General features: G+C 48.1%; 18 protein-coding genes and 1 pseudogene. 1 reads left to right on the top strand and 18 read right to left on the bottom strand.

What is annotated here, in order from left to right; translation table 11 throughout:
* The 11 genes and pseudogenes from H8S75_RS14345 to H8S75_RS14395 form a co-directional block, all read right to left on the bottom strand.
* A pseudogene (locus H8S75_RS14345) lies at positions 1 to 312 on the bottom strand (hypothetical protein); the annotation flags it as partial.
* Positions 313 to 330: 18 nt separating this feature from the next.
* Positions 331 to 930: a hypothetical protein gene (locus H8S75_RS14350; protein ID WP_187022514.1), complete on the bottom strand. Its 600-nt coding sequence runs from the start codon at positions 928 to 930 to the stop codon at positions 331 to 333.
* 7 nt (positions 931 to 937) lie between these two features.
* Positions 938 to 1198: a hypothetical protein gene (locus H8S75_RS14355; RefSeq protein ID WP_187022218.1), complete on the bottom strand. Its 261-nt coding sequence runs from the start codon at positions 1196 to 1198 to the stop codon at positions 938 to 940.
* A 9-nt stretch (positions 1199 to 1207) separates the two neighbouring features.
* On the bottom strand, positions 1208 to 1588 hold the full coding sequence (locus tag H8S75_RS14360) for a phage tail protein (protein ID WP_187022219.1): 381 nt from the start codon (positions 1586 to 1588) through the stop codon (positions 1208 to 1210).
* 11 nt (positions 1589 to 1599) lie between these two features.
* Positions 1600 to 2499 carry a hypothetical protein gene (locus tag H8S75_RS32715; RefSeq protein ID WP_243270275.1) on the bottom strand — a complete coding sequence of 300 codons (900 nt, stop codon included), beginning with the start codon at positions 2497 to 2499 and terminating at the stop codon, positions 1600 to 1602.
* Positions 2500 to 2512: 13 nt separating this feature from the next.
* Positions 2513 to 3643, bottom strand: a complete 1131-nt coding sequence (locus H8S75_RS14370) for a baseplate J/gp47 family protein (protein WP_187022220.1) — start codon at positions 3641 to 3643, stop codon at positions 2513 to 2515.
* Entirely contained in the window at positions 3636 to 4043 is a 408-nt protein-coding gene (locus tag H8S75_RS14375) for a GPW/gp25 family protein (RefSeq protein WP_187022221.1), read from the bottom strand. Before H8S75_RS14375 ends, H8S75_RS14370 begins: the two co-directional genes overlap by 8 nt.
* Positions 4030 to 4335: a hypothetical protein gene (locus tag H8S75_RS14380; protein WP_187022222.1), complete on the bottom strand. Its 306-nt coding sequence runs from the start codon at positions 4333 to 4335 to the stop codon at positions 4030 to 4032. Before H8S75_RS14380 ends, H8S75_RS14375 begins: the two co-directional genes overlap by 14 nt.
* Before the next feature lie 3 nt (positions 4336 to 4338).
* Positions 4339 to 5100 carry a hypothetical protein gene (locus tag H8S75_RS14385; protein WP_187022223.1) on the bottom strand — a complete coding sequence of 254 codons (762 nt, stop codon included), beginning with the start codon at positions 5098 to 5100 and terminating at the stop codon, positions 4339 to 4341.
* Between the two features lie 9 nt (positions 5101 to 5109).
* Positions 5110 to 5682 carry a hypothetical protein gene (locus H8S75_RS14390; protein ID WP_187022224.1) on the bottom strand — a complete coding sequence of 191 codons (573 nt, stop codon included), beginning with the start codon at positions 5680 to 5682 and terminating at the stop codon, positions 5110 to 5112.
* Positions 5683 to 5694: 12 nt separating this feature from the next.
* Positions 5695 to 8172 carry a phage tail tape measure protein gene (locus tag H8S75_RS14395; RefSeq protein ID WP_187022225.1) on the bottom strand — a complete coding sequence of 826 codons (2478 nt, stop codon included), beginning with the start codon at positions 8170 to 8172 and terminating at the stop codon, positions 5695 to 5697.
* A gap of 69 nt (positions 8173 to 8241) precedes the next feature.
* Here H8S75_RS14395 and H8S75_RS14400 point away from each other — a divergent pair, with 69 nt between their 5' ends.
* On the top strand, positions 8242 to 8478 hold the full coding sequence (locus H8S75_RS14400) for a hypothetical protein (protein ID WP_187022226.1): 237 nt from the start codon (positions 8242 to 8244) through the stop codon (positions 8476 to 8478).
* Between the two features lie 9 nt (positions 8479 to 8487).
* On the opposite strand, the gene H8S75_RS14405 is transcribed toward H8S75_RS14400, so the two are convergent.
* Genes H8S75_RS14405 through H8S75_RS14435 form a run of 7 tightly spaced genes read right to left on the bottom strand, consistent with a single transcriptional unit; the run spans position 8488 to position 12182 of the window.
* Positions 8488 to 8646 (bottom strand): hypothetical protein, encoded by a 159-nt coding sequence (locus tag H8S75_RS14405; protein ID WP_187022227.1) that lies wholly within the window; start codon positions 8644 to 8646, stop codon positions 8488 to 8490.
* Positions 8647 to 8705: 59 nt separating this feature from the next.
* A complete protein-coding gene (locus H8S75_RS14410) occupies positions 8706 to 9038 on the bottom strand; it encodes a DUF6848 family protein (protein WP_187022228.1) in 333 nt (110 codons plus the stop codon).
* Between the two features lie 14 nt (positions 9039 to 9052).
* Positions 9053 to 9481: a hypothetical protein gene (locus H8S75_RS14415; protein WP_187022229.1), complete on the bottom strand. Its 429-nt coding sequence runs from the start codon at positions 9479 to 9481 to the stop codon at positions 9053 to 9055.
* Between the two features lie 13 nt (positions 9482 to 9494).
* Positions 9495 to 10904: a DUF2586 domain-containing protein gene (locus H8S75_RS14420; RefSeq protein WP_187022230.1), complete on the bottom strand. Its 1410-nt coding sequence runs from the start codon at positions 10902 to 10904 to the stop codon at positions 9495 to 9497.
* A complete protein-coding gene (locus H8S75_RS14425; protein WP_187022515.1) occupies positions 10901 to 11197 on the bottom strand; it encodes a hypothetical protein in 297 nt (98 codons plus the stop codon). Before H8S75_RS14425 ends, H8S75_RS14420 begins: the two co-directional genes overlap by 4 nt.
* Entirely contained in the window at positions 11197 to 11694 is a 498-nt protein-coding gene (locus H8S75_RS14430) for a hypothetical protein (RefSeq protein ID WP_243270276.1), read from the bottom strand. The genes H8S75_RS14425 and H8S75_RS14430 overlap by 1 nt, the downstream gene beginning before the upstream one ends.
* A complete protein-coding gene (locus tag H8S75_RS14435) occupies positions 11691 to 12182 on the bottom strand; it encodes a phage virion morphogenesis protein (RefSeq protein ID WP_187022231.1) in 492 nt (163 codons plus the stop codon). Before H8S75_RS14435 ends, H8S75_RS14430 begins: the two co-directional genes overlap by 4 nt.

Here is a 12182-nt window from a genome sequence, read left to right on the forward strand (position 1 = left end):
GGCACCGTATTTAATGCCAGGACAAGATATATCATAATAATCAGATCCAGTACCAGTAATTGAGGTATGTACCGTCTTTGGCAGTGTGTTGATATCAGCCTTACCAGCTAAATCACTATTTACTCTATCTACCCTGGTATTTACATTATTGATCAATTGTGTGACTTTAGGACCGACATCCGCCCCCAAAACCATGCTTGTATTTGTTGAATCCAGAACATGGGAGATCATCGCTTTTTCAATACGCTTATCAATCAACGCATTGATTTTTGTGTTAAATCTTTTCAGTCCCGGTAAATCTAAAACTTTCATACAATCTTACCTCCTGATCTACGTCATCATAGTATCGATTTCTGCGTTGCTGATTATCTGGATATCAGCCGCTAACATATAAGGGGATAGATCAATCGTTTCAGACAGTTTATCCCAGGCTGTACCAGTCCACACATAATTAGCACCTTTCCCATCCCCGTCTACATTCCATACGTCTCCAGCAACATTACCGGTTGTCGGGAGTGCTGCCATATTGGCTTTTGTTCCTTTCACCTTATAGACAGAGCTTATATCTGATTTTGTCGCGTAACCAGTCAGATCAATATTAACAGATTTGCTGGTAACTGGTAATGCGGCTCCGTTTACTTTTACAGACTCGATCACATTTGCGGCTCCCTGATTAGCAACCCAGCTTGCCGTTCCGCTGGATCCGCCATAGCCCAGTATCTGCCCCGCTGCTCCTCCAGTTGGTATGTGTTTATTGCCGGCTCCCGTTGGGTGCTGATAATTTTGCAATGTACTCAGTTTATTTTTCTCAGTTGTTGTATAATCGTTCGTAGATAATCCCTTACCTGTCTCTTTCGTTACCTTCTGATTCAACAGGGCGGCTATCTTCTGGTAAAAATAGGACAGGCCCTCTAATGTTAAATATTTCATGGTTCACTTATCCTTTCATGATATTATCAATATCACTCGTTGTGATATCATCAATATTTGCATCCGGCATGGGAATGTCCATTTCATCAATATGGTCGATCTCATCTTTGGTAATCGACACAATCCCATCGAAGTCTTTTTTCAGCACATTGTCATTTTCAAACAGTTGCTGATATACCTCGTTAAAAAGATCCGCATTCCCTCTGTCACTGCGTTCCAGCTTCCGCATGGTTCCCTTAAACTCAGCATTGTTTACATCGTAATCCATAGATACCTCCTAAAATTTTTCATCCATCAGGAAACAGAATTCCATGTCATCATCTTTCGGTTTTGGAAGAAAGGTTTTATACAGGATCAGATCCCCTTCCTCATCAAACAGTCCCTGCTCTGATATGAAAACGCCTGCCAGTTCGTCTCTCCCCAGAGTCACGGAATACCGTCCTGTTGTATTAATTGGAAATTCGATTGTTTCAATTTCCTTCCGAAGCACCTCTTTTCTCAGCCCTTCTTCCGTTCCCAATACCGGAAAGGGCTCCCCACTGGAATCTGCTCCCCCGGTTCCGAATGCCATGTACTTAATTTGGGGAAGAGAAATGATACCCGCATGACTTTTACAAAGCTTTTCCCTTCCTTTCGTGGTTATCTGTCCTTTTGCCATGTTAACTCCTCCTATAATTCCGGATATGTTATAATATCCGCTGCAAGTGACCGGGAACCGTCAAGTATCTCACTTCCGTCCAGATACCATAAATCCTTCATCACAATCAGGGAATTATCTGTTTCAACTCTTGTTTCTGTGTTCGCGGACATATGTAGCGCAGCCGGGTATAGATCCGGCAGGACATCTGTATATCCGGTCAGCCTGTAAGTCCCATCCAGAAGCCATGTCCCATCCAGCTGTACCGTCTCGGGAGCATTCCTCCAGCCGCTCAGATCATGGGAACCGTCCAGGTGCCAGTCTCCAGCCAGCAACAGAAGCTCCTGATTGTTTCGTGGGTAAAAGAAGCTTTTAAACCGTATACCTGATGCTGTTTCTATTTCATTTTTGATTGAAACAGTGAACTGGAATAAATAATTATCTTTAGCGCTTACCTTCTTAACTGCTCTGACTTCATGCCGGATAATGTCATAACCGATAAAAAAATTATCATCCGCCTCGCGGGAAATAACCACGCAGAACTCAGCCCAGCGCTCCCTGTTACCGTCCATTTGATAGCATGGAATCATTTTTACATCAGAAAATCCAAGGGCTTTGACAGCCTGAAGAGTCCCGATCTCCGTACCTCCCAGGCGGCAGGTATCGGCATACATCATAATCCGGTTCCTGAAGTTCTCCCATGTTTCTCCCTCATACCTTGTCAAATTACGGTCAAGCCCGTGTTCGGGCAGCATATGGGGGCTGGCCGTCTGTACCATGCTTTCTTTTCTTACCAGCCGGAATATAGTCTTGTTCTCATCAAACAACTGGCCGATTACCTGGAAATAGAGGTACCACTGGTTCTTTCCCTTACGGATCCGTTTGTACGGGGTAGACAGGAGGTAATACATATATTCACCGAACTTTTCCAATCGATTGCCCTCCTCATGTATTTAGCACCTTAACCGTGACTGAGCCCAGCATAATAACAGTTCCTACAGCCATCTCAACATCTGAAGCCGGGGAAGTGAATATGGTCTTACGGTAATCCGGAATACTTTTCTTTAAGACATAGCGGATGTCATCCTGAAGGAACAGGTTAAAGTCTGTCCGGCTTGACAGCTTCATGGCACCGGAGATCAGCGCCTTCGCTGCACTTTCCATGTCAGCCGTGCTTGCTCCCGGCTTTAAATACAGGGTAATATCTACATCCTGGTAAATAACTGTCCCAGGCTTCGCTAAGTAATCCTCATAATTATCCTTCAGCTTATCGGTCTCCTCCTGAGCCTTCCGTACCAGTTCTTCCGATGTCTCACCGGCTGCCCCTACTACAATGACGTCAACGGTTCCCTGGCCCCGTGGATGCCGGTCGTCGATATAAGCGCACATAACACCGGGGATTGCTTCCACCGCTGCCTTTAGCCTGGCTGCCGTTGTGTTCGTGGACAATTCAGACCAGCTTGCAATGGTACGGTTCCTGAGGCTTGCTTCACTTTCTATATCAGCACCTTCCGAATAGATCCAGCCCTGTTCATTGGTAATGCCGGATACCCCGGATAAGTAGATCATGCTCACCGTGATCTGGTTTTCACTCACGTTATATTCTGCTCCGGCCTTTTCTGCCTCCACCAGCACACGGCCTGTCTGCTGGCCCTCCTGGATCACGGTATTCTCTACGGCATAATAGACCAGTTCGTCCCCATTGATGTCCGGAGCTGTCTTAAACATATGTCCTTTCGTAATCGTCAGCGCTTCTGAAGTGCTGCTTCTGGTTATGGTCACATATCCTCTGGTCTTCATAGCAGCTTTTAAAAACTTTGAGAAATCCGCTGCTTTCAGTTCCAGCCAGGCACCGGAGGCATGGCGCAGGAACATATTGTTTAACATGGTACGGGCCAGTTTTAACAGTTCAACATGGATCTGCACACAAATCCTGGTCAGCCAGTAAAACACTCCTCCTGGTCCCCATTTCGTGATGGAGAAGCCAGCCGCAGACAGTTCTTCCTTCAGCTCCGCCATCTTCTCATTCACATCCGGAACGGGTATGATTTTATCCAGTACGCTATCATCAATCAAGGATCTTCACCTCCGCACCGGATGCCTCCAGATTCAACTGGTAGGATACATCCTCATTTTTAATTTTGAACTCAACATGAATCCGGATCACATCGTCCGCTTCCTGAACCGCTTCCGCCTGGATGCTGTGCTGATTAATTTCAGTCCGCTTTTTAAGTTTTTCCGTGATCCGGGTTTTGATCTGCAGCTTTTCCATCTCGCCAAGCTCTTTATGCAGAAAATCCAAAACGGACCAGCCATATTCCGGATCAAAAAAACATTCCCCTTCTGCCGTCACGGCTTCAAGCCGGATATCCTGTAGAAAGCTGTCAATTCCCATCACCGTCGCTTCTGCCCCGGAAGCCAGTAACACCGGCTGCCCGGTTTCGTCCAGCATAAGATCAATCTCACTTACTATCATCCAGGCACCTCCCGAAAATATAAGGGACACATCCCCCATATAAAAGCCCGATTATAACGGTCTCACCGGCCTGAAGGTCAAAACCTGTTCTCACGCAGGGAAGCAGCGGGAACCTGTCATCCGGTTCTTTCATCTCTGTAAGAACCTGAAGCGTCACACAGGATTGTCCCCCCTGGGACATTATTTCTTTTACCTGCGCATATAACAGCGCCGGATGCCGGATATGAGGGTAATCCGTTTGGATTATCTCGTCCATGACTGTTTTGACAAATTCATTAAGAAAATCCGCCATCTCTTATCCCTCCGTTTCAAAGGTGAGGAACATCCTCACGCTTCCCTCTTCATCAGCCTTTACGCGGGCCGCTGTCACGGTTGCCTCACCGGTTACTTTTCTATGCTTCACACGGATCCGCTCTCCCTGATGAATCCAGGGAACACCGATGGTCTTAAGTTCAAATTCATGGTTACATTTGATACAGGACAACAGGTTCTTTCCTTCTTCCAACTCATAGATCAGCTTTTGTGTTTCACCCGTCCCCCAGTAGAAGCAGCCATTCTTGAAATAGAACGATGACCGGATCCCCCAGACCCGTTCCACCTCCCGGATCAGCTCCACTACATTTTTTCGTGATATGGATACAACCGGCTTTTTGGGGAAAACAGTATCTGTCAGGATACAGGTTTCTATCCCGGCTTTTCTAAGGCCATAGCTTACAATATCCTGGGGCCTGCAGCTTAAAAAAGTTTCGGTTACATAGGTTCTCATCAAAAAGACTGTGTCATCCAGAATTTTATAAGGTCCCAGAGCCTTCCCATCAACAACATATCCGGTCAGCAGGGTATCATAATCACCGTCATATCCCAGTTCGATCTTCGCTTCTGTCATGTTAGGGAAATGGAAATCCAACAGGCCCGCATAGCCAGGCATATATTCTATGGTGGCCCAGCTGCAGCGTTCTTTCATGGTGGAACAGCATTCTGTCCGGATCCCGTTCGTGAATATATAGTCTCCGATCTGAACCCGGAACTGTGGTGTGATCAGTTTACGTGCTGCCATATGCCCTCCTTACTGATCCCGGGCCGGGCTTTCTTTAGTCTTATCTTTTATTTTGGGTGCCTGGCCCCTCTGTGTATTCAAATAATCCTGGTACTCTGTGTTGATTCCTTCTGCCGACGACTGGGCTGCTTTTTTGTCCTTTTCGTCTCCCTTTTTTCCCTTTACAGCCTTTGTCTGTACAACTACAGGAAGGTATTCCCAAAGTTCCAGGCTTGCCGTTCCGGAGCTGCTTTCAATTTTTTTTGATGTGGTGATACCCTTAAAAAATACCTTTGTGAGTCCATGGGCTGCAGCGTGACTGTTCGTCACCTCCATCGGTACTGCCGCCGCCTGGCCCGGAGGCCGGAATAAAAACTGTATGGTGGCGGCCATATCCTCGAAGGTTTCGCCAGCCGAAGGTTCCAGAAGGACATCAACATTCATCTTCATGGGGTCATATCCATTCGGCTGGTATCCCAGCGTAATATTATTATCATCCGTAACAGAATCGATCACGGCCCCTCCGGTGATCTCGACTTTCTTCACCAGTCCAGGAACAGGGATCCCTGATATCTGCATGGAATAATCGTTGATATACAGCATGGCTTCCTCCTTCTAAGCAGTTGTTACCACCACATTGCCGTTTGTCTTTTCCTTAATCTCTTCAACCAGCTTAATGAGTAGCGGCAGCTCCTTAATCTTTTCTAATGATACCTGAAGCTCAAGACGCTGGATAATGGTGTCGCCTCCCGCCTTTGCTTCACTCTTAAAATAGCCGTGGAAGGACTGGTTCCCCTGATCAGAGGCAGAGCGGCTTGTACTGCCTTCTCTCATTGCTTTCGCCATTGCCGCAGATCCTTCGCCGTTCTCATCACTGACAGACTGGAATGCCGCCCTGGCTGTCTCTGCCGGAAGGGCCGCCGTCTGCTCCATTCCGGTATTGATGGTTTCGAATACCCGCTTTCCGGATAAGGTGAGCTGTGACAGCGGGCCTTCCTTCGCGTCTGAGAAGGGGAGCAGTTTCCTCACCTTTGCAAGGGCCCCCTTGACAGCCTCAACCGGTTTGTTAATGGCAGATTTGATTCCCTCCGTAAAGGTATCCATCACTTTGGCTCCGGATTGTTTAAACCAGTTAACCGCATCATTGACCAGATTTTTTACATTGTTAATTCCGGTATTCCAAAGATTTTTTATGCCATCCAGCTTTCCGCCTGTCAACGTATTGATAAAGTCAAATCCGGCCGTGTAATATCCTTTGACGCCTTCCATGGCTGCGGCTGTAATTCCCCGGATTCCGCCGCCGTTCTGTTCGTAAGCGTTCTTCATGTTGCCCAGCTTTTCCTTTACAGTACCGACCGCTGCAGCCGTCACATTGCTGAACACGTTCCGTACTGCCTCCATCTTCGAGCTGGCAACATTTCTGACCGTATTCATGGCATTCGTAAACGTGTTTTTTACTGCATCGCCTGCACTTTTGAATACGTTCTTCAGCATGTCCAGGCCTGCACTGACCTTTTCCACACAGCCGTTCCAGATATTCGACACAAATGCAGATACCTGATCCCAGTTCTTCCACAACAGGATCAGAGCCGCCACAAGGGCGATGATTCCCACAACAATCCATGTAACAGGATTCGCCAGCAAAGCCGCTGTGAATCCCCATACGCTTGAGATCAGACCCGGCAATGCTGCCATGGCTGATGCAATCCCCTGGCGCACCATATTTATCAGGCCCGATGCCATGGCCTTTATCCCATCTGCTGCATACATCCCGTAAATCTGCAGGGTCTCAAACCCACTTTTTAGTTTTGGTATGATTCCGATCGTCCTGGTGATTCCACTTCCGAGCACACCAATGATCGAAGTTACGCTACCTGTCACCGTTAAAAAGATTCCCAGAAACAGGATTGCATTCATAATTCCGGATGCCAACTTCTGATTTTCCTGAATCCAGTCGGATACTTTTTTTACTGCCTTCGTTCCGGATTCAATCCAGGAGCTGACGGTGGGAAGCAGGCCGGTTCCCAGTTCTTCCGTTACACTATGTAGCCGCTGCTTCAGCACCTCATACTGCTGTGATTCCGTGGAGTTAATGGCGTTTGCCATCTCATAAGCTGCCGCGGATCCGCTTCCCATAGCATCATACATATCCAGAATTCCGGTCTGAAGCTGGTCTGTCTTTCCATACAACAAGTCGATCACCGCAACCGCTTCATCCGATCCAAATGCCTCCTTGATACTCTTTTTCTCCATCGCATCAATGGTATCGCCGTATTTACGGTGCAGGATTCCAAGAATTTCCGGAAGGCTCCTAAGTTGGTTATTGGCATCTAAAAAATTAAGCCCCAGTTTTTCACCGGCGCTGGTTGCCGTATTGAGTAATGCCTTATACTTGGTAGCTGCCTCGCTGCCAGACATGGTGGCCTGCAACATTCCCAGAATCGACAGCTGTTCTTCCAATGGCACATTGGCACTGGTTGCTGTTCCTCCCAGAGTGGATATACTCTGAGCCATTTGAGATCCACTGGTCTTATAGGCTTTAACAGCTGTGGAAATTCCTCCGGCAAACATCTCACCAAATTCCAAATCCGACATATCTGAGTAATAATCCTTGTAGATCCCGTATCCGGTTGCAAACAGGGAGGTCATCTCCCCGATCGTTGATTTTGTTGCTTTTGCCGTAAGACCGGCCATATCTGTAAATTGTGCCACCCCTTCGTCTGATAAGGAAGAGATACCAGATTTAATATCGTAGGCTGCACTGATAAAATCGGCCTTTGTCGTTCCCGCCCATGTGTCAGAAAACTTTCTTGCTGCGTCCTCCACCGCCTGAAGGTCTGTGACTCCCAGGGACTTCAGTTCCGCCAGCGCGTCCTGTGTATCGAAGGTGGAGCCTGCCACCTTCAGCATTCCCGCTGTGATTCCTACACCGGCTGCTGTCATTCCCCCACCGGCCAGCGCCGCCATACCAAAACCGCTTTGGAGTTTCGACAGCTGTGAAGTTGTCGTTTGCGCCGCTTTTCCCATTGGAGCAGTCATCTGGTCAATCATATTTAAGACAACAGACAATTTGTAGACTGATTCCATTCCCATAAAGTCAACCTCCCTTGTGTCATGGGGTGTCGTGTGCTATAATGGATTCAAAGGAAGGAGGAGATTCATATGCTGCACATCATATTGATTACATTTGTTGTTCTGCTAATTGCCGGCTTCGGGCTGTATGTATTGACAATGGCAGTCATGATTGTAGGTTACTTTCTGTTCTGCGGTCCTTACCTGTGGTGGTCCGCCGCTAATTTACCTAAAGACAGACGGAAATTTTCCATAACCCGTGATTACCGCAACGCCTTCCGTTATTACAAATCGAAACTTACAGGTATCCCGCCGGTCTTTCTATGACCGGCGTTTTTAATTGCCGGAAAGCACGCCAAACGCCTCCAGTATCCCCTGTTTTAAATCTTCCTGTTTCAAATGCCTTGCGTGGCGCGCGGCAGCCGCCAGACGGATAAATTCATCCGCATACATTTCGTCCGGGTTTTCAGGGATCAGCCCGGCTGGAAGGTACATATAAATCAGCAGCCTGCTTGTTCCAACAAAGTCCTCCTCCAGGGCCTCCTCTGTATCCTCTATAACTTTTTTACTGCGGTTGTTTTGGAAAGTCCCAGCATTGCCAGAAGCTTCTCGCCGATAGACAGGGCAATCGCCGGGTATTCCTCAAAGTCAGCCTTCAAGATCTCTTTCTGTTCTGTACAGATATTATCCTGGCAGAATGCACTGAGCGCCTTACTGCTGGAAGAGGACACGGTCTTCAAATACCGGTCATAGGACGGAGTCTTCGGTTTATGGAAAAAGTAGGTCTTATCTTCTTCTGTATCATCATCAACCGCCAGGGTTACCGTCACCTCATAATATTTCTCCCCGTTTGCCTTCAGCTGTTCTCTTAATTCTTTTGCTTCCATTCTCCTTATCCTCCTTAAAAACTGACTCCGTTAAGTTTTCCGCCTCTGCAGGCAAAGCCGTCAAGGGATACCGTAGTTTCTTTATCCCCCTGTTTGGCCGAAAAGCTGTGCTTGTTTAAGATCACCTTGCTTAATACATCGGTTACCGTATCCTGATCCTCATTCGCGTAAGACACCGTGATTTTTTCAAGCGGCAGCCTGGAAAGCTTTTTTCCTCTCTTTTTGCACCAGGCCAGCACCCTGTTGTAATCCTCACGGCCCATAACAAGCTTTACCGTATTCTTCTTGTTGCCGGTTCCATAGCCGCAGGGGGCTCCGCCGCTCCGGTAGATCAGCTCTGCTTCCTGTTCAAAATCATACGATATCTCTGTAACCGCGATATCCTCCAGCCCCTGGACATTAATCGTGACGTCTTCCCAGCTGTATACTTTCCCGTTTACCATCCTGATTCTCCTCCTAATTCCTGTATGGGTTTTCCATAGCCAGATCAAATATAAATTCCCGGATATAGCCCCTCGGAACGAATGTCAGCATCAGCTCCAGTTCCTCATCCTGAAGGATGTTTACATGCTCCGCGTCGGCGATGGAAACACTTCCGGAGGAAATCTCCTTTGCATCGGCCATATCCTCGATCGGCGTGTTAAGAGTCTCAAGAATGTTGTTGATGTCAGTTTCCATATCGTCGGAGGCGCTGATATCCATCTGCAGCATCGAAACCGACTTCTTATAGATTTCGCGTATAATTTTATTCAGCACCCTGACATGCTCCGCATACCGGTAGTCGCTTCCATCCCTGCACAATACCCTGGCATTGTTGACATAGCAGCCTGTAATTCCGTAATACTTCCGGAACGTCAGGTAATTTGCATCGTCCAGATCGCTGATATAGTCCTCAATCCCTTCCGGCATGAGCTTTGTCATTTTTGCCTCGGAAATGGAGAAGGTGTCTACCTGGCCGATCGACTGCTGTACAGCCGCGATGCCATATAACCCCGCTACAATCCCTGCATTATTGATCAGCTGCTCCCGCCCATCCCATCGGGTGTATCGGGACCATGCGCTGCATACCTGAATGTAGAAGCTGTCAATCCCTTTGGACTCTGCTTTCAGGGCTGCTGCATATTGATCCAGTGTTTCATCCTCTGTTTTATAGCGGGCTTCGCACAGGAACAGGACCGGGCGCTTATACAGGCTTAAAAACTGGTTTGCGCATACCGCCAGCGCCGCCCACAGCGCCTTTGTGGAGGGGCCCGTGATGTGAATAAATTCAAATTCCAGATCAGAATGGTTCAGGCCCTCTACTGCTTTTAGAACAGCGTCATTGCTGACAGCAGGGGCCGCACTGGAAAACCGGTACATATCATGTTCCTCAAACTCACCAGTGAAGGTAACCTTGATCCCAGTTCCGCTCAGTTCTTTTTCTCCGTTTAACGGAATGGTTTCTTCTTCCTCATAGCTGTATCCGCCATTTGCGGAATATCGGAATGCCGCCGCATTCAGGGCCCCGGATCCTGTAATCTGTATGATGATGTCATACGCGTTATTGGCATCTCCGGCTGCAGATACCTTACCGGTTCCGCTTCCCGTATGCTTTACTGCTCCAACCGTTCCTCCGCTTTCCGGCACAATCGGAATGCAGTAAACCTTTCCGGCTCCGTTTTCGATGCTGTCCAGACACGCGTCAGCAAGCGGGCTTAAACCCAGCTTCTCTTTAATCTGTGCCGGTTTCATTGTGTTCGTGATAAGCAGCGGCACAGTGGATGCCACCGGCGAAGCTCCGATCTTTACATGAACGCCCTGCCCCTGGTCTTTTGAATTTCCCAGACTTCCGTCTTCTATGCTGAATGTGACATCCCTTAAGCTCATTTTCTTCCTCCTGTTCCGGACATGGCTGCCTGACGAAATTCAGAAACGGCTGCAAGGTATTCCTGTCCCGTTACCTGTTTTCCCGGTTTCCAGCCTTTGAAGCACATGGTTCCCGCATACACCGCAGGGCTCGTTCCATGTACGTTGTACCAGTGTTCGATCTCTGCAATGAGATCAGCTGCCGCTGTATCCATTTCTTTTTCTTCCGTGTGGAGATCGGCTGCCACTGTGTCCTTTTCTTTCTTTTCCGTGTGGAGATCGGCTGCCGCTGTATCCTTTTCTTTCTTTTCCATTATGTTGTTGCCTCCTTACCGGTCTGGATTTCTCCAATCGCTACTGCCTTCTTTGTCATATCCTGATAGATTCCTCCATGGAAGGTAACAGGGATCTGGCAGGCGATATTGGCCTTTAAGATACTGTCTTCCTTCTCCACCCATTCCACCTGCCCGATCTCGATATCCACATAGTTGCCCTCTATGCGGAGTCCCTTCCCCAATGCCTTTAAGAACTGTAGAAACAGCGCCTCGCACCGTTCTTCTGTATATTCCCCGATCACCACCTTGAAGCTGGTATCCATGTCATAGGCCTTTATCCTCACACACCGAACCCCGTTTTGGTCTTCATAGTGTCGTTTTGAGCCGTTTCGTGTGAGTGTCTGGCCCTCCCGCAGGATTGCTCCAACATGACTGTCTGTCTTTGACTGAAGGGCCTTCCATGTGGTCAGAATCTCATTTTTTATTCCTGCTTTCTGCAGGCACTCCTTTAAATACTCCTTTTCCCGTCTCATCATGCCTTCCTTACTGCTGCCTCGGCTTCGGCTCTGATATCCTCCATGTCCTCGTCGGAAATCCCCAGATATGGACGGGCCGGAATGTTAACGGTTACCTTTTGGACATTCACCCAGGAACCTTTATACAGAAACTTTAAGTATTTTGCCTTTTTCGCCCGTATTGTACGGCCCTCATCACCGAACTGGTGCGTGGCAGCGTAGATTGTGTTGGTACCGATGGCAGCCCCGGTGGCGTCTGCAATGCTTTTTATGGAATTCTTAAGCAGCGATGACTTTGTCAGTGTAATCCCCCTGCCCTCCTGGGCGCGGGCTGACGGTTCCCACAGTTTCCCTTCCGGGCTTTTCGTACTCCGGAACCGGTCCATGGTGGAACTTCTGAGGCCCTCTGAAATATTCTTCATGAGCGCATACCGGTTCATATGGGACAGGCCGGTCAGTTTCTTTTGAAGTTCGGAAAGGTCTCCGGAAAGTGTTGCTGTCACCTGCAT

Source organism: Hungatella hominis, assembly GCF_014288005.1.
Classification (GTDB): domain Bacteria; phylum Bacillota; class Clostridia; order Lachnospirales; family Lachnospiraceae; genus Hungatella; species Hungatella effluvii.

Bases quoted from the DNA above. Each gene is read 5' to 3' on its own strand.
- H8S75_RS14350 (WP_187022514.1), bottom strand. From the start codon at position 930: ATGAAATATTTAACATTAGAGGGCCTGTCCTATTTTTACCAGAAGATA.
- H8S75_RS14360 (WP_187022219.1), bottom strand. From the start codon at position 1,588: ATGGCAAAAGGACAGATAACCACGAAAGGAAGGGAAAAGCTTTGTAAA.
- H8S75_RS14355 (WP_187022218.1), bottom strand. From the start codon at position 1,198: ATGGATTACGATGTAAACAATGCTGAGTTTAAGGGAACCATGCGGAAG.
- H8S75_RS14405 (WP_187022227.1), bottom strand. From the start codon at position 8,646: ATGTACCTTCCAGCCGGGCTGATCCCTGAAAACCCGGACGAAATGTAT.
- H8S75_RS14400 (WP_187022226.1), top strand. From the start codon at position 8,242: ATGCTGCACATCATATTGATTACATTTGTTGTTCTGCTAATTGCCGGC.
- H8S75_RS14425 (WP_187022515.1), bottom strand. From the start codon at position 11,197: ATGGAAAAGAAAGAAAAGGATACAGCGGCAGCCGATCTCCACACGGAA.
- H8S75_RS14395 (WP_187022225.1), bottom strand. From the start codon at position 8,172: ATGGGAATGGAATCAGTCTACAAATTGTCTGTTGTCTTAAATATGATT.
- H8S75_RS14375 (WP_187022221.1), bottom strand. From the start codon at position 4,043: ATGATAGTAAGTGAGATTGATCTTATGCTGGACGAAACCGGGCAGCCG.
- H8S75_RS14410 (WP_187022228.1), bottom strand. From the start codon at position 9,038: ATGGAAGCAAAAGAATTAAGAGAACAGCTGAAGGCAAACGGGGAGAAA.
- H8S75_RS14415 (WP_187022229.1), bottom strand. From the start codon at position 9,481: ATGGTAAACGGGAAAGTATACAGCTGGGAAGACGTCACGATTAATGTC.
- H8S75_RS14430 (WP_243270276.1), bottom strand. From the start codon at position 11,694: ATGATGAGACGGGAAAAGGAGTATTTAAAGGAGTGCCTGCAGAAAGCA.
- H8S75_RS14385 (WP_187022223.1), bottom strand. From the start codon at position 5,100: ATGGCAGCACGTAAACTGATCACACCACAGTTCCGGGTTCAGATCGGA.
- H8S75_RS14390 (WP_187022224.1), bottom strand. From the start codon at position 5,682: ATGCTGTATATCAACGATTATTCCATGCAGATATCAGGGATCCCTGTT.
- H8S75_RS14380 (WP_187022222.1), bottom strand. From the start codon at position 4,335: ATGGCGGATTTTCTTAATGAATTTGTCAAAACAGTCATGGACGAGATA.
- H8S75_RS14435 (WP_187022231.1), bottom strand. From the start codon at position 12,182: ATGCAGGTGACAGCAACACTTTCCGGAGACCTTTCCGAACTTCAAAAG.
- H8S75_RS14420 (WP_187022230.1), bottom strand. From the start codon at position 10,904: ATGAGCTTAAGGGATGTCACATTCAGCATAGAAGACGGAAGTCTGGGA.